Genomic DNA, 22,600 nt, shown 5'->3' on the forward strand with positions numbered 1-22,600 from the left:
ATATAATTTACATTTTGTGATAATTTTTGTAATTAAGTTTTATAAATAACTATTTAAAATTTACCATTATATTATACACGATTTTATTTTATAATAAAACATTAAAAAAATTTTAAAGAAATTCTAAATTAATTATAAACAATTATTTTCTATATATTTATATAATAATTATTATTTTTGTTATGTTTAAAATATTTAACAAGTGGTATTAATAAATATATCATTAGTAAATATATGAATTGGAGGAATGGTAAATGAAGAAGCTTTGGAAGTGTTCGGTATGCGGATATATTCATGAAGGGGATGAGGCACCGGAAAAGTGCCCGAAATGTGATGCTCCAAGGGACAAATTTGCCCAGCTTAGCGATGAAGATGCCAACAAGGTATATATCTCTGACAGGACAAATGATATTCATATGGAGATTGTTAACCTTGCAGGCAGAATAATAGAACTCTGCGACGAAGGTATAAAAATAAATCTGGACCCAACATGCGTGGAAGCATTTAATAGAGCCAAGAATGAATTATGGGTTGTAAAGCAAAGGTCAAAAGCCGAAATGGAAAGTCACATGAAGAGAGGAAAATGGTAAACATATAGAAAGCTATTCGTTTTCCCTTATAAGCCATTCTAAAAATTTCACATAGTATCCTGTTATCGGCAGGAAAATGATGGCACTCAAGACATTGAAAATTGTGTGGGCATTGGCAATCAGGCGGGTTTTGTCCTGACCGATGCCGAAAGTGACAGCCTGAACCAGTGAAGCAAAAGGTTTTAGTAGAATAATGGCTATTATGACGCCAATAACATTATAGAGGGTATGGGCCCATGCAGCTCGCTTTGCAGAAATAGAGGCGCCGATACTGGAAAGTTGTGCAGTGATACATGTTCCGATATTGTCGCCTAAGGTAAGTCCCAGTGCAGACTCAAATCCGATAAGTCCTGCATTGAAAAGGACAATCGTAATTCCTACAGTAGCGCTGCTGCTTTGAATAAGCATGGTTGTTACCATGCCGATAAGAAGGGCGATTAAGGGATTTTGTCCATAAGTCTTGAAAAGTTCGTAAATACTTTGGTTTTCTTTTATGTACGGAACGCCGGAGTTTAGTATGTTAAGCCCTGCAAACATGATACCAAGGCCGGTCAGTGCCCAGCCCATGTTTGTAAGGCTTTTTCTTTTTGAGAAGAAAGCAATCAAAAGCCCCAGCCCGATTATGATATTTGCGGAGTTGGTGAGGTTAAAGGACATGAGCTGGGCTGTTATTGTGGTACCGATGTTTGCACCGTATATGATACCCACAGCTTGGGTTAGTTTCAGCATTCCGGAGTTTACCAGTCCAACGGTTATAACAGTTATAGCTGCACTGCTTTGAACCAGTGCCGTAATGACAGCACCGGTAAGGGTTGCCATCGGCACTTTGGCGGTAAAGAGGGACAGGCACTTTTTCATCCTGCGGATATTTGCCTTTTCAAGACTTGTGCTCATAAGCTTTACACCGTATACAATGCAGACTGTGCCGATTATTATATTTACAATAAGTATAGCAAGTCTAAAATTCATTCTTTTTTTATACCGTTCCTTAAAAATTTATAAGCCCCGTTCCTATAATAAAAGATAAGCGCAATGAATCAAAATTAGAACAAAAAATTCGGACAATTAAAAAAGTTTGAGTAAACTTTGAAACTTCAGTATAAAGTTATAAAAAGCAACATAGTTTTATAGGAGAAAAACTAACAGGAAAAAGGTGGTTTAGTGTCTACTTTTCCGAGCAATATAATATATAACTTCTTAATAGCCTTTGGGGTAATTGTAGGTGCAAGCCTTTTTGCAGGATTAGGGGCATTGATAAACGATCATCCTCCCCTAAAAAGCATGTTTCAAATAGCAAGCTCCATTAAAATCTGGGCGGTGGCCGTTGCTCTGGGCGGTACGTTTTCCACTTTTGAGATACTGGAGAAAGGCATATTCAAAGGGGAAATAAGGTCCATAATCAAACAGGCGGTTTACGTTGTAGTAGCTGTAATTGGAGCCAATGTGGGATATGGCTTTATTAGGCTTGTCCAAAGATGTGGGGAGACAATGTTCAAATGAGAAGAATTGCTTATAATTTCTTTATCTGCTTTGTTACCGGGCTATTTGGAGGAATTCTGATAGGATGTACTTTAATGAGTACATTGGTAAGTTACAGGATAGATAAGTACCATGAGGAAATAATACTGCTGAAAACCCGTATTGAGGAAAGTGATGCGAAATACAACAAGCTTAAGGAATCCTTTGACAGCATGAACAAGAAAAAGTTTCTGGTCTCCGATATTGAGGTATTTCTCATTTGCAAAGGCAATGAGGAAGACGGCTTTGACAAAATGCAGCTTGAAAAGTATATTAAAGACAGGTATCAAGACCTTTTGTGGAAGGAAGTCAAAAATATAGATATGGATTTGGTGGTAAAGCTTGTGGACGAGGATATTTACAGGATTGAGGATAAAAATTACAAGCTGTCGGTAAACAGGGTTCTAATTTCCGATGTGTTTAAAATATGGGTAACTGTAAAGAAAATTGACTAAATTTTTATGATATAATTATAAAATAAGCAATAATTTGTAGAAACAGAGGCGATAATATGGAATTTGATACTTTCAGGGAAATGATCGAAAAAAGCGACAGTATTGTATTCTTTGGCGGGGCAGGAATATCTACCGAAAGTGGGATTCCTGATTTTAGAACTAATGGGGGAATATACAATCAAAAGAATACGTATTCTTATCCGCCGGAGGTTATGCTAAGCCATAGTTTTTTTATAGAGCATACCAAGGAGTTTTTCAAATTTTACAAAGATAAAATGATATACAAGGATGCAAAGCCCAACGCTGCTCATATTGCGCTGGCAGAACTGGAGAGGCGGGGTAAGCTGAAAGCGGTGATAACCCAGAACATTGATGGGCTGCATCAGGCGGCCGGGTCTAAAAATGTTATTGAGCTCCATGGAAGTGTTCACAGGAATAATTGCATGAACTGCAACGAAAGTTATGATTTGGACTATGTTTTAAACAGCCCTGAGATTGTGCCGCAGTGCAGAAAATGCAACGGAATTGTTAAGCCCTGTGTGGTTTTGTATGAGGAGCCTTTAGATACCGATAGTATAAATCGGGCAGTGGATTTCATAGAGTCGGCAGATATGTTGATTGTAGGCGGAACTTCCCTTGTGGTATATCCTGCAGCAGGACTTATTCAGTATTACCGGGGGGACAGGCTTGTTCTTATAAACAAGTCGGAGACACCGTATGACGGCAAGGCTGACCTTATTATAAGGGATAGCATAGGTAAAGCGCTAAGTAGAGTTATTTAGTACTTAAAGGCAAAATAAACGGATTGTCTCGTTTGTAAATGAGACAATCCGTTTGGAATATAGATATTTATTTTTCAAGTACAGTTATTGTTTTGATTTTAACTTCCTCCAGAGGAACAGATTTTTCACTAGGCATGGATGGGTTTTGAGCAACAGGGGTATCTGCGATTTTATCCAACACATCTTCCCCCTCTATAAGCTTTCCAAAAGCTGCGTAGTCTCCGTCAAGGCCCGGTGCGTCTGCATGCATGATAAAGAATTGGGAGGTTGCAGAGTTTGGATCGTTGGACTTACGAGCCATGGATATTACTCCTCTAGTGTGGGATAGCGTGTTTTGATTAAAGCCGTTGCTGGCAAACTCACCTTTTATGTTTTTTCCGGAGCCGCCGGTACCATCACCGTTTGGGTCACCACCCTGTATCATAAAGCCTTTTATTATTCTGTGGAAAGTGAGACCGTCATAGAAGCCTTCTTCCGCAAGGCTTATAAAATTTTGAACAGTTTCGGGTGCGTATTCCGGATACAGTTCTAAGATCATTTTGCCCCCGTCTTCCATTTCAATCTGCACTTTCGGGTGTTTGACAGTGGTGTTTGAATCCTTGCAGCCAACGGTGAAGACCGCAGTCATTAAGCAAATCAAAATAATTGCAAGAAATTTTGTGTTAATCCTTCCAAGCATTTTAAAACCTCCATATCCTAAAAGTTCTAAAGAAATAATACAACATTTTTTGGGGTATGTCTACATAATGTAAGCCTTTTTAATGGATTTATAGACTTGTATTAAATATAACTATTGGATTTGAGACTATTAAATGGTATAATGTGAGTTGACTCAATTGTGTTGTGTAATTATAGGAGGGAAAATATTGTGATTGAAAAAATAGATAGGCTTATAATTCCGCCGGATTATAATCCGGCTTTATCGGTTAGAGAGACAGAAACTGCAATAAAAAAGATAAAGGACTTTTTTGAGACGGCATTGGCAGCAGAATTGAACTTGAGCAGGGTTTCGGCGCCTCTTTTTGTAAGACCCGAGACTGGAATGAACGATAATTTAAACGGTGTGGAAAGACCTGTGTCTTTTGATGTAAAAGCTATTGACGGAAATACTGTTGAGATTGTGCATTCCCTCGCAAAATGGAAGCGTATGGCTTTGGCAAAGTACGGATTTAAAGTTGGAGAAGGGCTTTATACCGACATGAATGCCATAAGAAGGGACGAGGATTTGGACAACCTTCATTCCATATATGTGGATCAATGGGACTGGGAATTGGTAATTAATAAAGAGGATAGAAATGAAGAAACATTAAAGGGCATTGTGAAAAAAATATTCAATGCATTGAAGAAGACCGAAGACTTTGTTGCTGGGCAGTATCCTCAAATACCAAAAATATTGCCGGAAGAGATATTCTTTATTACAACGCAGGAACTGGAAGATATGTATCCTACTCTTTCTCCGAAGGAAAGGGAGGATGCCATTGCAAAGGAGAAAAAAGCAGTATTTGTTATGCAAATCGGCGGCGTTTTAAAATCCGGAAAGAAGCATGACGGCAGAGCACCGGATTACGATGACTGGGCATTAAACGGGGACATCATTTTATGGTATCCTTTGCTGGAAAGAGCCTTTGAAATATCTTCCATGGGAATAAGAGTGGATGAGGATTCATTGATAAGCCAGCTTAAAGAAGCAGGTTGCGAAGAAAGAAAAGAAATGAAGTTCCACAAAGATTTATTGGAAGGAAAGCTTCCTTATACAGTAGGAGGAGGCATCGGACAATCGAGAATTTGTATGTATTTTCTGAAAAAGGCCCATATAGGAGAGGTTCAATCTTCAATATGGCCGGATTCAATGATTGAAATTTGTGAAAATGCAAATATTTATTTATTATAGATTATATTCATTTTGGAAAAACTAAAACATCACTTTACAAGAAGGGGTTAGTGGAAATGAAAACTACATTGGTAAAAAGTCTTTATAGAGAGACAAGAGATTATGCGGGAAAAGAAATAGTTGTTGCGGGATGGGTCCGCACCATAAGGGATTCAAAGTCTTTCGGATTTATTGAATTAAATGACGGTTCATTTTTCAAGAATCTTCAAATTGTGTTTGAAGAGGCTAATATTCAGAATTTTAAAGAAATAGCAAAGCTCCCGGTGGGTTCTGCAATTATTGTGCATGGAGTTTTGATTGAGACTCCAAATGCAAAGCAGCCTTTTGAGTTAAAGGCATCTAAAATTGAGATAGAGGGGGCATCGACTCCCGAGTATCCTCTGCAAAAGAAGAAACACTCTTTTGAGTTTTTAAGGACAATTGCACACTTAAGACCCAGGACAAATACATTTTCGGCAGTGTTCAGAGTAAGGTCCCTTGTGGCATATGCTATACACAAATTTTTCCAGGAGAGAGGCTTTGTATATGTTCACACTCCAATTATCACGGGAAGTGATGCGGAAGGGGCAGGCCAGATGTTCAGAGTTACAACCCTTGATATGAACAACCTGCCGAAAAATGAAGACGGAAAAGTGGACTTTACAAAGGACTTTTTTGACAGGGAAACAAACCTCACTGTCAGCGGACAGCTTGAGGGAGAGACATATAGTATGGCCTTCAGGAACATATACACCTTTGGGCCGACTTTCAGAGCTGAAAATTCCAATACGGCAAGACATGCGGCAGAATTTTGGATGGTGGAGCCGGAGATAGCTTTTGCCGACCTTAAAGATGATATGGAGCTTGCAGAGGACATGCTCAAATATATCATAAATTACTGTTTGGAAAATGCTCCCGAGGAGATGGAATTCTTTAACAAGTTTATTGACAATACACTGCTTGAGAGGTTAAACAATATTGTAAATTCCGAGTTTGCTCATGTTACATATACCGAGGCTATTGATATTTTGCTAAAAGCAGACCAAAAATTTGAGTATCCTGTAAAGTGGGGAAATGACCTGCAGACCGAGCATGAGAGATACCTTACAGAGCAGGTATTTAAAAAGCCAGTGTTTGTTACTGACTATCCGAAGGATATAAAAGCCTTTTACATGAGGATGAATGACGATAATAAAACCGTTGCGGCAATGGACCTTCTTGTACCCGGAGTCGGTGAGATAATCGGCGGAAGCCAGAGGGAAGAAAGACTGGATCTTTTGGAAAAGAGAATGCAGGAGCTTGGACTTAAAATGGAGGACTACTGGTGGTACTTAGACCTTCGCAGGTACGGCAGCACCAGACATGCAGGCTTCGGATTGGGATTTGAGAGGGCAATAATGTATATTACAGGTATGACAAACATCAGAGATGTAATACCTTTCCCGAGAACTGTTCATTCAGCGGATTTTTAATTCTAATAATTAAAAAAGAAAGGGACGCACAACCCTTTCTTTTTTATATCTTTATAATTACTGTTCTATAGGAGTTTTTATAGGAGTTTTTCTATTTACGGTTCGCTTCCCGACACGAGTCTTCCCGATACATAGAGAGCTATACGGTTTGAATTTGAATAGTCGTGTGCCGAGGAAGAGAATGAATAATCGTTTGATTGGCTGTAATTGGACCAATCATCCTTTGAAAACCTTGCCTGAACTTCTACACTCATACCTGGCTCAATAGTTCCGGCTCCTTCAGTAAAGCCTATTTCCAGATAATAGTCGGCATTGCTTTTGGATGAATTAAGCTTTACAAATTTTCCGGTAACATTAGAGTTCCCTGCAGAGCTCCAGTCACACCAGAACTGCTGGCCTTTTTCGCCGTCAATAGTGTAATAGTATCTTATTTTAACATCCGACAGCTTTACAGCCGAATTGGAGCTGTTGGTGAGCTTAAATCTCGGATTTATAGAGCTTGTATTGTCGGAACCGTTACCGTTGGCGTATTGCAATACTATTTTACCACCACTGCTGTTTCCTGTGGACGGCCCGGATGATGTTCTGGTTGGATTGGTGGCTGACCTGGTTGCTGTGCTGGATAAAGCAGGTGGAGTGTTGGTTGGATTAAATGGTGTGTTGGTTGGTGCTAAAGTATTCTGTGGCAAGAAATCTTCACTTGGGCTGTCTGTGTTTGCCGGACTTTCTGTTGCTGCATCGGAAGACGGCAGGCTTTCAGGGGTTGATTGCGGCATATCGGTTTCTTGAGGTTTGGCAGAAGAACCGTTGTCGCCGGAACCTATGCCCGGTACCAATCCATTTTCCTTTTGCTCAAAGTAAATATGGTACATGGCGTTTGCCATTGCCACTTCAGCCTGTGCCCAATAACGGTGATAAGTCATTACAGGATCTTTGCCGTTCTTTATGGCTTCTTCCACCATTTTGTAGTCTTTGTCTTCTTTGTATTTCGGACGAAGGTCTATAAAGGTTATTCCGTTCTTTATCTCTGCACCTTGGGCATTTACTCCGGTATAATCGAGGGGAATATATACTTCATCAAAGAAACGTTTGTAATCTGCTTTTGATTCCTTTGCAGCCACGCCCTTTTTATCTCTGTAGTTGTGCCACATTCTGTCGAGCAGCTGTTTGGCTGTCTCGCGGGCCTTGTCATCAATTTTCTTTTCGTGTTTCTCGGTAGCGGCTGCATAGTAAATGAGCGCTTTAGCATATGAAGCAGTTACCCCTACGTCAACAGTCCAGTCTTTGACAGTACAGTGGAGGTTTTTATTTTCACTGGGTTTTCCCTTCCATGGGTCGGGTTGGCCGGACCACTCCAAAGTAGATGGAATTTCATAGGTTCCGTCATTTTTTAAACGGGTATTTTCTATTGCCCATGAAGCCCATTTCTTGCAAAGATTCTTAATCTGGCGGTCTCCGGTCAAATAGTAATATTCCATAACCCTTTCCATTGACCATGCTTGAAATCCAAACCAATTGTTGCTTGGCGGATCATGGTAAACGGGTTGCCAGTCATAGACCATGTCATAGAAGGTGCTTGCGCCTTCGGGATATTTGCGGTACGAGCCTTCCCAACTGTTGGTTACACCGCCTGCTATGGCTCCTTCGGAACTTTGAAGATACTGATACAGTTCCAGTTGGCGTTTAAGGCTTTGTTCCCAGTCTTTCTTTGCGTTTTTGGATTTTGGTGTCAGTACGGATTCCTTTGCCAGTGCGTAGGCGGCCACCGGATTTTGATAGCCCTGATGGCAGTGTGAGCTTCCGATTCTCCAGCTCCATGCGCCGTTGATATCGCCTCCCCATGAGGCATACCAGGATAAAAGATAATGGCAGCTGTCATATCCCGTACCGGCTTTTTGGCTGTCTTGCACCCCTATTGGCCTGAAATACTTGTCAAAGAAAGTATACCTAAGATAGTCCCCCATTTTTGATGCTTTCTCAAAGTAGGGCTGAAGCTCTTTTTCATTTCCCTGCTCTTTGGACCAAAGATATGCCCAATAGGTTGCCTGAACCTGTCTTGCATCGGCATCGGAGGCGGAAGTGTAGCGCCATTGCTTTGCAGGCTCTCCAAAGTTTCCGAAAATCTTAAGAAATCCGCCGTTATTGACTTGCCCCCATTTAAAGTCTTCCCAAGAAGGGTGGGGGACTGTTTCCCAGACGGATTCACCGGCTCCTCTTTGGTAGGTGTTTATATAGGAACAGCGGCTTGTACCGTCCCCGTGATTGCCGAACCCGTACCAGTTATCCACATCCAGAAGCCAATGCATTTGATATATGGCTTTTGAACCGTAAGTAGAAGCCAGTTCTTCTGCAATGGGATCAATACCTGTGGGCAAGTTGATATCTCCGGAAGTGGGATATTCCTCGGGAGAATTGGCCTCCGGTGCATATTGGGCGGGTTGGGTGGGAATGTATGTATTAACACCGGGTTGGTCCCTTTCGGGGTGGGGTATTATGTACTGTTCTGTTTTGTCCCAGGCATCTTTAAAGTATGACCAGTCTCCGGTAAGTTTTCCGTAGGTTGCTCCAAGCCATACCATGTAGCTCATGGCTTCACTGGTGGTAAGATGTCCGTAATCCGGAGCTTCTACCATAAGTGTCTCTATGGAATGATACGGAATTCCTTCTTCGCTAAGATAACCTTCTTTCTGTATATTTTCAAAAAGTGCTATAAATCTGTCGGAATATACGGACTGGACGTTTTCTTGAGAGTGTGTACCTGATGAGACGGGGTATTTACCGTTTGGACCAGATATTTCCCGGGAAGAGTTAAAGCTGTTTTTGACTGTGATTATCAGAGCTGAAACAGCGATAACAGCGGCAATTACACCGCACGATCTTATAATTTTTCTTTTACGTCTTACGTTGTATCGTAACTTCATAATCTTCCCCTATAAACCTCCTTTAAAACCAGTTTCTCAAGTATTATTACAAATACTATTATACTAAGGAACTTGAAATATTACAAATATTTATATTGCTGCCATGATGAAAAAATATATTTCATTAATTTTTAAGACTTTTTTCGGCATTGACCGTATATATGATATGAAATGAAAAAGGATTGGCAATATTGGTTTTAAAATGGTTGTAAATTATAGAGGAGGAAAATTTAATGAAAAAAGGGTTGGTTCGTTCAAAACATAACAAAGTCATATCGGGGGTGTGTGGAGGAATTGGAGAGTATTTTAATGTCGACCCTACCATTATAAGACTTGGTTTTGTTATAGCGACTGTTTTATCCGGGGGGGCCGGACTGTTTGCATACATTGTGGCGTTTTTTATAATGCCTGAAGCTGACGGCAATAACGCCGGTAACTTTACCGATTATACCCAAAGTGTATTTAACGATGATTATGATCCGGACAAGGATTTTAGCAGCGTATTGGGAGACGATGAGGAATATATGAGGAAAGATTATCGGGGTAACAAGGCTTTTGTGGGTATTTGTCTTATCGTACTTGGAGTTGTGTTTTTGGCAAAAGAGTACCTTAAAAAATATATTCACATTGATTTTAAAATCTTAGGACCGTTGCTTCTTATAGGTATTGGAGCACTGATTGTATTTAAAGGGGGGAGGCGTTTACCGTGAAAAAAAACAGTGGTGGTGTAGTTTTTGGGGTTTTTATGATATTTGTAGGCTTATTAGTGATATTATCTCAGCTTGAAATGCTAAACTTCAATAATATATTGAGTTTTCTTCTAAGTCATATACCGACGATAATTTCTTTAATGCTTATTGTGATAGGAATAAACCTTATTTTCGATAAATATTATATAGTTAAAACTTTTTCGTGGACGGCTTTTTTTGCAGTGTTGTTGGTATCCGGCTGTTTATATGGAGGAGCAGTGGGAAATGAATCGGAAAGAAACACCGGTAAAAATTATGTCAGGTCCTTTTTGGAGGAGAAAATGCCCGAAACCGAAGAAGGACGATTAAAGATGAAATTAAGCGGCGAAAATCTAAAGATTGGTTCTACCGGTTCGAACCTGATTGAGGGAGTTATTACAGATACCGACATCAAATATGAAGTGGATTACAAAAAGAATAATAAAACTGCAGTTATTGATTTTAAAACTAAATCCAATCATTCGCTGAATGAAATAAAAAACTTTGTTTCTTCAAAAGAGTTTTCTTCAGGAAGTTTGACTGCTGACGAACCGATGGAGATTTTGTTAAATACTGATGTGGTTTGGGATATTGATTTGGATGTAGGAGGTATCAACGGCGAGATAGACCTGTCCGATCTTAAAGTAGAAGAGTTCGAATTGGATGGGGGCGCGGGAAATATCAAGCTGGTATTGGGGGATAAATACCCTTCCACAAAGGTTGATATTGATGCGGGGGCTGCCAGATTTAAAATATTTGTACCTAAAAATTCGGGTGTAAAAATTGATGTTGATGGTGTGATGAGTTCCATCGATTTTATAGGTCTTGATCTTGAGCAGAAAAACAAATCATTATATATTTCACCGGGATATGACAAGGCAGAAATCAAAATAGAAATCGATATAGATATTGGAGCAGGTGCTCTTGAAATTAGTGCGATTTAATATTACTTTGGTCTTTACGGTATGATTTTAAGCCAGAGGAGGTATTTGGTACCGGACTTTGGCTTTTTTTATTTGGCCTCTTGGAATGAAATGAAAGAGGCAAAAGCGAAGGAACTCGATGTCCCGAGCTTTTATTTGGGATAAAATTTATTGAACCGAATAGAGAAGTTGAGCGTCATTATTGTATAAATAAAAAAATGGGGGTGTGGGGGTGGAAACCGATATGCTTGTTGAGGCTGCAAAAAAAGGTGACAAAAGAGCTTTTGACAAAATTGTTCAAAGGTATCATAACGAGCTGTACTATACCGCATTAGGGATAGTAAAATCAGGCTGGGATGCCCTTGATATATGTCAGGAAACCTTCCTGAAAGCGTTTTCTTCTTTGGATACACTTAAAGATGTTTCAAAGTTTCGGGCATGGATAAACCGAATATTAATAAACAAGTGCAACGATAATTTCAGAAAGAAAAAACAGTTTACAGTTGTGGATTTTATTGAAAATGAAGGGTTTATTGAAGATTCCAAGGAAGAAAATATAGATCTTTTAAAAGCTTTGTCTTTGCTCAAAGATGAGACTAGAATCATACTTACATTAAGGTATTTTCAGGATCTTTCTATAAAAGAGATTGCTTCAATAGCGGATATTCCTGAAGGCACTGTCAAGTCACGGCTGAGTAATGGTTTGAAAGAGTTAAGGAAAATTATGAAAGTCGGCGAGAGAGAGGATGTGAAAATATGAACTGCGACAAATTCTTAGAATTAATGGAAGAGTATATAATGGAGGAGCTTGATGAAGTTGCAAACAGAATGATGGAAAAGCATCTCTCGGAATGCGAGAAGTGCCGGGCAGAGTATAGGGAAACAAAAGAGATTATCGGAAATCTTAGAGGTATTAAAGAATCAGCGGTAATTAAGGAGGATGTTTTGAATATGAATAAGAAAAATATTGTTAAAAAAGCGGGTAGTTTAAAAAATAAAAGACCTTTTATGAGGTTTGTCTCTGGGGCGGCGGCAGTTGTATTTTTGGGTATGTTTCTTTTGACAGCTTCGATTGTCGCTTTTCCAAGTTTTGCTTCAACTTATTTACCCGATGTTCCGGTTGTAAAACAGCTAAAGGATGTACAGAATGAGTATAATGCCATTAAACAGCAGAATGAGATATTGAAAAAAGAAAATGAGGAAATCAAGCAAGAGAACGAAGAACTTAAGATGAGAATAAAGGAAATTGGAGGGGTTTCCATTCCGGAATACCAGACCAGTGAAGGCATAAACGAAGAAGACAATCAAAGGATTCAGGAGATGGTAATAGAGTTTATCCGAGCCATCTATAGGGGAGATATTGAGGCAGCAAAAAAAATTTCCACTGAAGAATTTAAAAAGGAATTAGCACAAAATGCCAAGCATTATCTTATGATAAATAGAGGAGAAATATTATTTACCCATATAACAAATGTTGCAAAAGAAGGAGATTCATATATGGTATTTGTAAGGCTCAATGATGGTGGAGATGCTGATATTTCCGACTACCAGTGGAATTTTGAGTTTGTAAAGAGGGGAAATGATTTTCTTATTTCCTTTGCAGGAAAGGATGCATAAGATTATTGTTATTTTTTGAAGTACACGCAAAAGAGCTGAAACCACCTAATTGAACCTTGCCATAAAGTCAATTGAAACCGTAAAAAGTGTAAAAATGGCAAAAAGTTACTAGTTTTTTCCTCCAAACTATAGTATAATATTATCTGTGGATACAGTTTCAAATAAAACTATTACGGTCTAGGAGGTGCTCTTACATGGGAATAAAGGACTATCTTGAGAAAAGAAAAACCGCAAAGAAAAGAGCTGCAAGAAAGAAAGCTGTAAAGAACGCAGCAATAACCGCAGGAGTGGGAGCTGCTGTTGGTGTGACAGCAGGAATATTGTTGGCACCTAAGTCAGGAAAAGAAACCAGAGAGGATATTGCGAAAAATGCCAAAAAGGCTGCCGATGCAGTATCCGAAAATACGAAGAAGGCTGTTGACAAGGTATCTGAGACTTCAAAGAAGGCTGTAGACACAATTAAAGAGACTATAAATGATGCAAAAGCCAAAATAGCGGAAAGAAAAGCCGCTAAAGCAAAAGAGGAAGCAGCGGCATCCGAGGAAGCCGTTGAAGATGCTGAGGTTAAAAAATAAAGCTGAAATAGAGTTTTAGGTTTAAGAAAAATATACAAAGAAAAAACAAATTGTACAATTTGTTTTTTCTTTGTATTATAATTATTTGATTTACGAAGGAAAAAACGCATAAGTCGGGAAGGGCAATGCCCCCGGGCTTATTAGAAGGGGGGACACACGTGTCGGTAACAATTCCTTATGAGCTGGCCAATTTTATTATGTATTCTTTGGGTGCAGCTTTAATAATAATTGCTATTATTACTTTCCTTAATTTAAACAAATTTATAAAGAGATTAGACAGGCTTGTGGAGAAAAATGAAAGCAACATCAACAAGACAGCGGACACCATCCCTGAAATAGCTAAAAATGTCAATGAAGTGACAATAGGAGTCAAAAAGGGCGTGGATAAAGCAGGGGAAGCAATTGACGCTGTGGAGACATCGGTTTGCGACAGTATACTGGCTTTGCTTGAAGGGACAGAAGGCTTGCTTGACTTTGTAAACATAGCGGGTGAAGTAATTAAGGCTTTATTTAAAAGGCTTCCAATGGGAAAGAGAAAATAAATACGACAAATAATAAAGGAGAGCTAAATAGCTCTCCTTTGGATTTTCACAAGTTTAGAAGAATCTTACCATCTATCGTTGAAGTTCCTTCCAAATCCTCTGTTTCCTCCGCCAAACCCATTGTTTCTTCTCTGTTGCTTTCTAGCCTGTCTGCACGCAGGACATCTTTGAGGCTCATTTTGGAACCCTTTTTCCTGGTAAAAAGCCTGTTCTCCTTCGGAAAATACAAATTCAGCGTTGCAATCTTTGCAAATTAAAGTCTTATCTGCCACTTTACAGCCCTCCTTAATAATTTGGATTTAACTTATTCGAGACTTAGACCACATTCATCCAAACGATTAAGGAGAACATGAGTCAGGAACTTGATTAAATCACTTTTATATACTTATCATATCACAAATTTTTTCCACAATCAATATATTTTATTCAAAAGGTAACAAGCCTAGGGCTATTAGACAAGCCTTTAGACTTGCTCAAGCACTGCTTATTAAGAAAATTCTTTAGCAACGAAAGATTCTATTTGAGCTTACGCGTTGTAAAACACTAATAATTGCTCCAAAAATATCATAACAATGTTATAGGGAGTTTGGCATTTTGAATAAAGGATAATAAGAATGAACGATAAAAGAGCAATTCGTCCTTACAACAGGGAAAAAGCAGTGGAGTATGCGCACAAATGGGCTTTTGGGCGAAATCCTAAATATTTCAATTTTGATAAACTTGGGGGAGATTGCACCAATTTTGCATCGCAGGTTTTATTTGCAGGAAGCAATGTGATGAATTATACTCCCACGTACGGTTGGTATTATATTGACGCAAACAGGAGGACTCCTTCGTGGACAGGAGTAAATTACTTATACAACTTTCTGGTAAGCAACAAGGGACCGGGACCCTATGCAGAGGAGTCAGACGTCAAAGATATAAAGCCCGGGGATATAATCCAGCTGTCCTTTGGTAAAGACCCTGTCTTTGATCATTCTCCGGTTGTGGTGCAGGTTGGATCCCCTGTAAGCCTTCGAAATATACTTGTGGCAGCCCATACATATGATAGGGATTATTATCCGATTACAAACTATAACTGGGTAGACATCAGATTTATACATATATTAGGTGTCAGAACATAATAATATTAGAGCATGGACAAAACTGGCTATTTGTGAGTTTCATTCAGTATAGGCTCGAAGTCGATAAGAAGTATGGAGCGATTCTGAACTTGGGCAGTTCCTATGAGATATTTTTTATAGTGTATTGAAACATTTTCCGGGACAGGCTTTATTTCTTCGTCTTCTACGGATACGATTTCATCCACGACATCGACCATGAAGGCAAGAGTTTTGGAGTCTATTGTTATTATAAGCATTTTTGCTTCCTCATCGATGGTTTCTCTTTCCGGAAGCTTGAATTTTTTCTTCAGATTGAGCAGCGCGAAAACTTTGCCCCGAACATTTATAAGTCCTTCCACATATGAGGGAGTGTCCGGGACCTTAAAAACCTTCTGAGGCCAAATAATTTCCATTACATGAGCTATATTGACGCCGAAACATTCATTGTTTAGCCTAAATATAACGTATTGCTGTGACATAGTTATATCCTTCCCTTCGCAATGTTTTTATTTTCTATGGAACTTTCTGAAACGATCAAAAAATCGGATGTGAACAAACTGACCCTTATAATATATTATATCAACTTTTGAAAGGATAATCAAATACGAGCTTAAGTTATTTTGGCTGCATTTAAATAAAAAACCATGCCCCAAGTTTAAAGGACATGGTTTTTTATCAGGATGTATCAGGATCTATAGCTTCCGTTTATTTTTACATAATCGTACGAGAAATCACAGGTCCAAATTCTGTCGGATGCATCTCCCATCTTAAGATCAATTTTAATTCTAACTTCGTCTTCCTTGAGTATTTCTTTTGCCTTTTCCTCATCGAAATTCAATCCGGTACCGCTATGGCATACCATAAGCTCTCCGATATAGATATCAACGAGGTTCGGGTCAAAGTCTGCCCCGGAATAACCTGCAGCCGTTATGATCCTTCCCCAGTTTGCATCCTCACCGAAGATGGCTGTTTTTACAAGAGGGGATTTTGCAACTGCACTTACTACATTATAAGCATCTTCATCATTTTTAGCTCCTTCTACAACGACTTCAATAAGCTTGGTGGCACCTTCTCCGTCTTTTGCTATCATTTTGGAAAGGTGTGTGCAAACATATTCAAGAGCGGATTTGAAGGTAGAATAGTCAATATCCTCTTTTACAATACCCTCGTTATTTGCTTCTCCGTTGGCAAGAATGACGACCATGTCACAAACACTGGTGTCTCCGTCAACCGATACCCGGTTGAAAGTGTGGGCAATAGCGTCTTTTAGTGCTTTGTCCAGAAGTTCCTTGGAAATATTTGCATCCGTTGTTATAACTCCTATCATTGTTGCCATATTGGGATGTATCATTCCGGAACCTTTTGCCATAGCTCCGATTCTTACTTTTTCCCCCTGAATTTCAAATTCTACGGCAATTTCCTTTGATACGAGATCTGTAGTCATAATAGCCTCAGCCGCATCGTGACCGCCTTCTTCGGAAAGGAGGGAAACTGCGTCCTTTATACCGGAGCATACCTTTGGCAAATCAAGAGGCATTCCGATTACTCCTGTAGAGCCTACAAGAACATTTTTTGTATCGCAATTTAGAAGCTGGGCGGCAAGAGAAGCCATTTCCTCCGCATCTCTATATCCCCGCTCCCCGAGACAGGCGTTGGCATTGCCGCTATTTATGACCAATGCCCGCGCATGACCGCTTTTTATATGCTCCATGGTAAGTTGAAGGGAATGCCCTTTTACAACATTTTTTGTAAACACCCCCGCAGCAACCGCTATATCATTGGAATAAACAACTGCAAGGTCCTTTTTTTGTTTGTTTTTAAGCCCGCAGGCAACTCCCGAAGCTTTAAATCCCTTTGGGGCTGTAACTCCTCCGTCTATTATGTTTATCATTTCTTTCACCCCATTTTTATATTTTAAAATTGATGTATATTGTTTGGCATAATTGGAATCTGTATAACAGAAAGATTATATAATTTTATTTAATAGTATTCAATAGAACAGGTGTTTTTATTTGAGATTTTTTTTAGCAATCTGCAAAGCAAAAAAGGGAAAATAGACCTATTTTTTAAAAAGGCAAATAGTAGTATAATTAATTATGTATAACTCCAATTTTGACATCTGTTTTAAAGATCAAATATTAATGAAGCTGTTCCCTTTAATTCCAGATAAAAATAATTGAAATAAAACAAAGTAAAGGTTATAATAATGAGGATTCATAACTATATAATGCATATGTCCGTTGCCTTTACTTCCCAACTATTTTTATACGCTGTTATATACATGTAAAAAAGGGTATTAAAAATATTAGCGGCAGATTAGCAACTTATGTATTCGAAATTTTTGCAGATAGAGCAACTGAAGCGATAGACATCTTTACCGGCTTGTGAGTTTGGACGAGGTTTGGTACCGAGTTTAAAGTTTTGCAGTAAACCTCAAATAATAGTAAGGGGATGGTCAAATGTCCGAAGCAAAGAAAGTTATAAAAAAACAGGTGTTACCGTTATTGCCCCTTAGAGGGTTAACAGTGTTTCCCTATATGATTTTGCATTTTGATGTTGGAAGAGTAAAATCAATTAAGGCTTTAGAAGAAGCAATGATAAATAACCAGCTGATTTTTTTGGTTGCTCAAAAGGATGCTAAAAATGATTCGCCCGGACCGGAAGATATTTATACTATCGGTACGATATCAAAAGTAAAACAGCTGTTGAAGCTTCCAGGTGACACAATAAGAGTTTTAGTGGAAGGAATAAGCAGGGCGGAAATATGCGAGTTTACACAGACAGAACCTTTTTTCATGGCTGAGGTAGTAGAAAAAATATATCTTGAGGAAGAGGAAAGCGACAAGACAGAGATAGAAGCTCTAAAGAGAAGAGTGTTGTCTACCTTTGAGGAATATTCAAAGCTCAACAACAAGGTTTCTCCCGAAACTGTTTTATCCATCATGAACATTGACGATGCCGACCAGTTGGCAGATATCATAACCTCCAACTTAATGCTGAAGGTGGAGCAAAAACAGGAAATATTAGATGAGTTCCAAACTAAAATAAGGCTTCAAAAGGTTTTGGAAACTCTTATCAGAGAAATTGGCATAATGCAGATTGAAAGAGAAATTAATATAAAAGTTAGAAAGCAAATAGACAAGACTCAGAAAGAATACTATTTGAGAGAGCAGTTAAAAGCCATACAGAACGAATTGGGAGACAAGGATGGCATAACCGGCGAAGTTGAGGAGTACAAGAGAAAGCTTGCTGAAGGCAACTTTGGCGAGGAAGTTGAGAAAAAAGTATTAAAAGAGCTGGATCGTCTCCTTAAAATGCCTTCAGGTTCTGCGGAAGGTTCGGTCATCAGAACATATCTTGACTGGATATTTGATTTGCCGTGGGACAAGAAAACGGATGAAATCATAGATTTGGATCGTGCTCAGGAGATTCTTGACGAAGATCACTACGGATTGGAAAAGGTAAAAGAAAGAATAATTGAGTATCTTGCCATAAGAAAGCTGAAAAACGATCTTAAAGGGCCCATTCTTTGCCTGGCCGGACCTCCGGGGGTTGGTAAAACCTCAATCGCAAAGTCCATTGCCCGTGCCTTAAACAGAAACTATGTAAGAATGTCTTTGGGCGGAGTTCGGGATGAGGCTGAGATAAGAGGTCACCGCAGAACTTATGTGGGAGCTATGCCCGGAAGAATTATTTCGGCTTTGAAGCAGGCAGGTTCTAAAAATCCTCTTATACTGCTCGATGAGATTGACAAAATGAGCAGCGATTTTAGAGGGGACCCTGCATCGGCAATGCTTGAGGTGTTGGACGGCGAGCAGAATTATGCTTTCAGAGACCACTATTTGGAGCTTCCCTTTGACTTGTCCGATGTGTTGTTTATAACTACGGCAAACAACCTTGACACAGTTCCAAGGCCGCTTTTGGACAGAATGGAGGTAATATCTCTGTCCAGCTATACTGAGGAAGAAAAGGTTCAGATTGCAACAAAGTATCTTTTCCCCAAACAGATAGAGGCCCACGGTTTTAAGAAAAGCAACCTGAAAATAGACGAACCGGCTGTAAGAGAAATAATAAACTGTTATACAAGAGAAGCCGGAGTGAGGGAGCTTGAAAGGCAAATAGCCGGTGTTTGCAGAAAAGTTGCAAAGAAGCTGGTTTCCTCAAATCAAAAGACCGTTAAAATCACTGCAGGCAGTGTGGAAAAGTATCTGGGAGCAAAAAGATACAGATACGATATGGCAAATGAAAAGGATGAAGTGGGTGTTGCTACAGGTCTTGCGTGGACTCCTGTCGGCGGAGATACTTTGTCCATTGAAGTAACGCTTATGGAAGGCAAGGGCAGTCTCGAGCTTACAGGACAGTTGGGAGATGTCATGAAAGAGTCTGCCAGGGCTGCAATGAGCTATATACGTTCAAAAGCGGAGTTTTATGGAATAGACAAGGACTTTCACAGCAAGTATGATATTCACATACATGTACCGGAGGGAGCTATTCCAAAGGACGGCCCTTCAGCCGGTATAACCCTTGCCACTGCGATGGTGTCTGCATTAACCGGAAGGCCAGTAAGAAAAAATGTGGCTATGACTGGGGAAATAACCCTAAGAGGAAGAGTTCTTCCAATAGGCGGCGTTAAAGAAAAGGTACTTGCAGCCCATAGAGCTGGAATAGATACAATTATAGTCCCGGCGGAAAACAAGAAGGACCTTGAAGAGATACCTGAAAACGTAAGGAAGGCAATAAAATTTGTTATTGCAGAAAATATGGAAACGGTGCTTAATACGGCACTGGCCAAAACCAAGGCAAAGAGCAGGCAGAAGAGTGTTCCCGGTGAAGAAGAGACTGCTATGCCCGAAGTTCCGCCACAGCTCGATGAATTGGATCATGGAACTGCTACAATCGAACAGTAAATATGGGACAATTAATATAGGCAAGTTAATATGTAAATATATAAAGCAGCTGTTTTATAAAATAAGACGGCTGCTTTTTTGTAAAATTAATTCATTTAAAAGTAAAAATCAAAGCAAAGTTTTCATATAAAGTTTATATAATTATACAATTGCAGATTGAAATGTCTAATGGTAGAATTAGAATTGTAGTAAAAAGATTGAAACAGGCTATTGCAATAATGAGGGCAAGCTATGAGAAACGTTGTAAGCATCTTTTCAAAATACAAGGAATATGTACTGCTTGTAATAATAGCTGCTATTGCCAGTATAATATTTGGAATTGCATATCTGTTGAAGGAAAAATTTGGTACGATAATGAGTGTTGAGAGCTTTTTGGCATGGCACAACGTACTTGAATTTACAAGTGTGTTAATTTCTTTTACCGTTTTTGTAGTATCTTATTATACTTATGAGCAGACGGGGAATCTGCGTTCCGCTTTTTTAGGCAGCGTTTTTCTGGGAGTGGGTATGCTGGATGCTTTTCATACATTATCCTATAAGGGTATGCCTTCATTTTTGATTGAAAACATTAGTGCAAACAGAGCCACAACCCTCTGGATCTTTGCAAGAACGGTTACGTCCTTGGGTTTTTTTGTTTCAAGCTTCATACCCCCGAATGCCAAGATTCGAGTCAATAGAGTAGTGTTTGTTGTAGTTCCCTTGGTTTCAAGCGTTGGGATGCTGTATTTGGTTACATACCGGCCTGGGGTGCTTCCGCCAATGTATGTCGAGGGAAGCGGCCTTACTCACCACAAGATTTATTTTGAACATCTGATTATTATGTTGTTTGCTTTGTCTATTTTAATGTTTATCCGCGAGTACAAAACTTCAAAAAACAAAATGGTGCTTCTTTTATGTATATCTCTTGAGATAGCAATTTTCAGCGAAGCGGCGTTTGTGCTGTATTTTAGCGTCTATGACATATACAATTACCTGGGGCACATATATAAATTTATTGCATTTTTCATTATTTTCAGAGCTGTTTTTATTAACAATATACAAGAGCCGTACCGCAAGCTTTCAAAAGCAAAACAGAAGCTGAGGGAGCATGCCGAAAGCCTTGACATGATGGTCAGGGAACGAACCAAGGAACTTGAGAGTTTGAATCAGAAACTTATGGAGGATTTGAAATACGCCCGGGATATACAGAAATCCGTTTTTACGCTGCGCAATCAGGATTGGGAAAAAGTACGGTTTGAAGTGAAAAATTATTCGTCTGAGATGGTAAGCGGCGATTTTTGCAATGTTTTCAAAATTGACAATGACAATATCGGGTTTTACATTGGGGATGTATCCGGGCATGGTGTGCCGGCGGCAATGCTGACAATATTTTTGAATCAGACAATAAAGACGCTGATAGAGATGGAAATAAACGAACTTAACATAATCAGCCCGTCAGAGGTTTTGGAAAACATATACCGCTCCTTCAATACTACAAATTTTGATGAACATGTTTACATTGTCATGATTTATGGGGTATACAACAGACACACGCATATTCTGACTTATTCTTCGGCAGGGCTTAATGTTTCTCCCATTCTAATAAAACCCTCGGGAGAAATATCCGAAATAGAAATAAAGGGCTTTCCAATATGCAAATTTATTGAGTTTTATAGTGGAGAATATGAAAATCACATGCTGGAGCTTAATAAAGATGAAAAGATTTTATTTTATACCGATGGCCTTATTGAAGTGCAGAACACGGAAAATAGCTTTTTTGGAGATGTGAGATTGAAAGAAATTTTAAAGAAAAATCACAAAAAGCCCGCCCAAGAGCTTTCGAGGCTTATTTCCAGCAGCATTTTCGGGTTTGCCGGGACTAAAGAGATTAAGGATGATATAACATTCCTTCTCATGGAAGTGGTAGAGTGAAAAGGAATGTTATGCTAATATTTTTGATTAATATAGCTGTCAACCAGGGAATTTCTTACTTCGTTGATGAAAACATTTTCCTTTATGAGCATGTTTAAAATAGCCTCACTTTTAGAGTGAAGAATAATGTTGTCGTAGTCTAAAAGAACAATCTCAAAAAGCTTTCTTTTAAGGTTCTTAGACTTTACCCTTACAAAATATGCTTCAATTCCTCTAAAGTCCAAAAGTGTAAGAAGCTTCGATGTAACATCATCTTTTTTTGAATAGAAGTAGTTGGACTGTTCAAGGAAATCATTTCTTGCCTCGTTGTTGCGATTTAAGTCATGGGCCTTTTTCTGATAGTATTTTGCAAGAACATTATAATATTGATAATTGTATATTGCCTTTTTTACATTGTCAATTTTTTGAAAAGGTTTTATATCTAAAGAATTAATGCATCTGTAGTTTGCTTCAATAAACTCTTCTTTTGTGAGATCCCCTTTGGCATACTGCTCGATAAGGCTTTCCCTGTTTTTTAGAAACTGTTCAAATTTATTCGGTACAATCTTCTTTGATGGCATCCTTATCCAACCTGTCTATTATATAATGTATTAAATTTATTGCATTGTCTATATATTTTAAAATATTAAAGCCAAAAAGTAAAGGACTGCTGTTTTTTAAGAAGTAATAGTGTACTTTCCAATACT

At 38.9% G+C, this 22,600-nt stretch carries 22 protein-coding genes; 15 read left to right on the forward strand and 7 right to left on the reverse strand.

The annotated features are described in order from the left end of the window. Nucleotides 1–254 precede the first annotated feature (254 nt). Entirely contained in the window at nt 255–590 is a 336-nt protein-coding gene (locus tag PLH43_RS03030) for a rubredoxin-like domain-containing protein (RefSeq protein ID WP_324359962.1), read from the forward strand. Between the two features lie 12 nt (nt 591–602). Here PLH43_RS03030 and PLH43_RS03035 read toward each other — a convergent pair whose 3' ends face one another. Beyond that, a complete protein-coding gene (locus tag PLH43_RS03035) occupies nt 603–1,559 on the reverse strand; it encodes a Na/Pi symporter (RefSeq protein ID WP_324359964.1) in 957 nt (318 codons plus the stop codon). A gap of 192 nt (nt 1,560–1,751) precedes the next feature. Here PLH43_RS03035 and PLH43_RS03040 point away from each other — a divergent pair, with 192 nt between their 5' ends. From PLH43_RS03040 to PLH43_RS03050, 3 genes are read left to right on the forward strand one after another with little or no spacing between them, the layout of a single operon-like run. Beyond that, entirely contained in the window at nt 1,752–2,090 is a 339-nt protein-coding gene (locus PLH43_RS03040) for a YtrH family sporulation protein (protein WP_324359966.1), read from the forward strand. Then, entirely contained in the window at nt 2,087–2,563 is a 477-nt protein-coding gene (locus PLH43_RS03045; protein ID WP_324359968.1) for a hypothetical protein, read from the forward strand. Before PLH43_RS03040 ends, PLH43_RS03045 begins: the two co-directional genes overlap by 4 nt. A 56-nt stretch (nt 2,564–2,619) precedes the next feature. Further along, a complete protein-coding gene (locus PLH43_RS03050) occupies nt 2,620–3,345 on the forward strand; it encodes an NAD-dependent protein deacylase (RefSeq protein WP_324359970.1) in 726 nt (241 codons plus the stop codon). A 67-nt stretch (nt 3,346–3,412) separates the two neighbouring features. On the opposite strand, the gene PLH43_RS03055 is transcribed toward PLH43_RS03050, so the two are convergent. Beyond that, complete coding sequence (locus PLH43_RS03055) at nt 3,413–4,024, reverse strand: peptidylprolyl isomerase (RefSeq protein WP_324359972.1); 612 nt, start codon at nt 4,022–4,024, stop codon at nt 3,413–3,415. 189 nt (nt 4,025–4,213) lie between these two features. On the opposite strand from PLH43_RS03055, the gene asnA reads away from it, so the two are divergent. Further along, nucleotides 4,214–5,236 (forward strand): aspartate--ammonia ligase, encoded by a 1,023-nt coding sequence (gene asnA, locus PLH43_RS03060; protein ID WP_324359974.1) that lies wholly within the window; start codon nt 4,214–4,216, stop codon nt 5,234–5,236. A gap of 56 nt (nt 5,237–5,292) precedes the next feature. Further along, the gene (gene asnS / locus PLH43_RS03065) at nt 5,293–6,687 is read left to right on the forward strand and encodes an asparagine--tRNA ligase (RefSeq protein ID WP_324359976.1); all 1,395 of its coding nucleotides are present in this window, start codon (nt 5,293–5,295) and stop codon (nt 6,685–6,687) included. 95 nt (nt 6,688–6,782) lie between these two features. Here asnS and PLH43_RS03070 read toward each other — a convergent pair whose 3' ends face one another. Beyond that, nucleotides 6,783–9,608, reverse strand: a complete 2,826-nt coding sequence (locus PLH43_RS03070) for a glycoside hydrolase family 48 protein (protein WP_324359978.1) — start codon at nt 9,606–9,608, stop codon at nt 6,783–6,785. 233 nt (nt 9,609–9,841) lie between these two features. Between PLH43_RS03070 and PLH43_RS03075 the strand changes: the two genes are divergently transcribed. The 6 genes from PLH43_RS03075 to PLH43_RS03100 all read left to right on the forward strand — a co-directional run bounded on the left by PLH43_RS03075 (nt 9,842) and on the right by PLH43_RS03100 (nt 13,993). Beyond that, nucleotides 9,842–10,318 carry a PspC domain-containing protein gene (locus PLH43_RS03075; RefSeq protein ID WP_324359980.1) on the forward strand — a complete coding sequence of 159 codons (477 nt, stop codon included), beginning with the start codon at nt 9,842–9,844 and terminating at the stop codon, nt 10,316–10,318. After that, nucleotides 10,315–11,280 (forward strand): LiaF domain-containing protein, encoded by a 966-nt coding sequence (locus tag PLH43_RS03080; RefSeq protein WP_324359982.1) that lies wholly within the window; start codon nt 10,315–10,317, stop codon nt 11,278–11,280. Before PLH43_RS03075 ends, PLH43_RS03080 begins: the two co-directional genes overlap by 4 nt. Nucleotides 11,281–11,491: 211 nt before the next feature. Then, the gene (locus PLH43_RS03085) at nt 11,492–12,019 is read left to right on the forward strand and encodes an RNA polymerase sigma factor (RefSeq protein ID WP_324359984.1); all 528 of its coding nucleotides are present in this window, start codon (nt 11,492–11,494) and stop codon (nt 12,017–12,019) included. Next, complete coding sequence (locus PLH43_RS03090; RefSeq protein WP_324359986.1) at nt 12,016–12,876, forward strand: zf-HC2 domain-containing protein; 861 nt, start codon at nt 12,016–12,018, stop codon at nt 12,874–12,876. Before PLH43_RS03085 ends, PLH43_RS03090 begins: the two co-directional genes overlap by 4 nt. 194 nt (nt 12,877–13,070) lie before the next feature. Then, entirely contained in the window at nt 13,071–13,451 is a 381-nt protein-coding gene (locus PLH43_RS03095; protein WP_324359988.1) for a YtxH domain-containing protein, read from the forward strand. A gap of 158 nt (nt 13,452–13,609) precedes the next feature. Next, nucleotides 13,610–13,993 (forward strand): hypothetical protein, encoded by a 384-nt coding sequence (locus PLH43_RS03100; RefSeq protein WP_324359991.1) that lies wholly within the window; start codon nt 13,610–13,612, stop codon nt 13,991–13,993. A 65-nt stretch (nt 13,994–14,058) separates the two neighbouring features. On the opposite strand, the gene PLH43_RS03105 is transcribed toward PLH43_RS03100, so the two are convergent. Beyond that, on the reverse strand, nt 14,059–14,265 hold the full coding sequence (locus PLH43_RS03105; RefSeq protein WP_324359993.1) for a zinc-ribbon domain-containing protein: 207 nt from the start codon (nt 14,263–14,265) through the stop codon (nt 14,059–14,061). Nucleotides 14,266–14,607: 342 nt separating this feature from the next. On the opposite strand from PLH43_RS03105, the gene PLH43_RS03110 reads away from it, so the two are divergent. Continuing rightward, on the forward strand, nt 14,608–15,117 hold the full coding sequence (locus PLH43_RS03110) for an amidase domain-containing protein (protein WP_324359995.1): 510 nt from the start codon (nt 14,608–14,610) through the stop codon (nt 15,115–15,117). Nucleotides 15,118–15,143: 26 nt separating this feature from the next. On the opposite strand, the gene PLH43_RS03115 is transcribed toward PLH43_RS03110, so the two are convergent. Together PLH43_RS03115 and argJ are read right to left on the reverse strand one after the other, a co-directional pair. Next, nucleotides 15,144–15,575: a chemotaxis protein CheW gene (locus PLH43_RS03115; RefSeq protein WP_324359997.1), complete on the reverse strand. Its 432-nt coding sequence runs from the start codon at nt 15,573–15,575 to the stop codon at nt 15,144–15,146. Nucleotides 15,576–15,781: 206 nt separating this feature from the next. Next, nucleotides 15,782–16,987 (reverse strand): bifunctional glutamate N-acetyltransferase/amino-acid acetyltransferase ArgJ, encoded by a 1,206-nt coding sequence (gene argJ / locus PLH43_RS03120; protein ID WP_324359999.1) that lies wholly within the window; start codon nt 16,985–16,987, stop codon nt 15,782–15,784. 568 nt (nt 16,988–17,555) lie between these two features. On the opposite strand from argJ, the gene lon reads away from it, so the two are divergent. Together lon and PLH43_RS03130 are read left to right on the forward strand one after the other, a co-directional pair. Then, nucleotides 17,556–20,003 (forward strand): endopeptidase La, encoded by a 2,448-nt coding sequence (gene lon / locus PLH43_RS03125; protein ID WP_324360001.1) that lies wholly within the window; start codon nt 17,556–17,558, stop codon nt 20,001–20,003. Between the two features lie 231 nt (nt 20,004–20,234). Further along, nucleotides 20,235–21,914 carry an MASE3 domain-containing protein gene (locus PLH43_RS03130; protein ID WP_324360003.1) on the forward strand — a complete coding sequence of 560 codons (1,680 nt, stop codon included), beginning with the start codon at nt 20,235–20,237 and terminating at the stop codon, nt 21,912–21,914. Between the two features lie 14 nt (nt 21,915–21,928). Here PLH43_RS03130 and PLH43_RS03135 read toward each other — a convergent pair whose 3' ends face one another. Further along, the gene (locus tag PLH43_RS03135; protein ID WP_324360005.1) at nt 21,929–22,474 is read right to left on the reverse strand and encodes a DUF6648 family protein; all 546 of its coding nucleotides are present in this window, start codon (nt 22,472–22,474) and stop codon (nt 21,929–21,931) included. Between the last annotated feature and the right edge of the window lie 126 nt (nt 22,475–22,600).

This window comes from Acetivibrio sp. (assembly GCF_035371925.1).
Taxonomy (GTDB): domain Bacteria; phylum Bacillota; class Clostridia; order Acetivibrionales; family Acetivibrionaceae; genus Hungateiclostridium.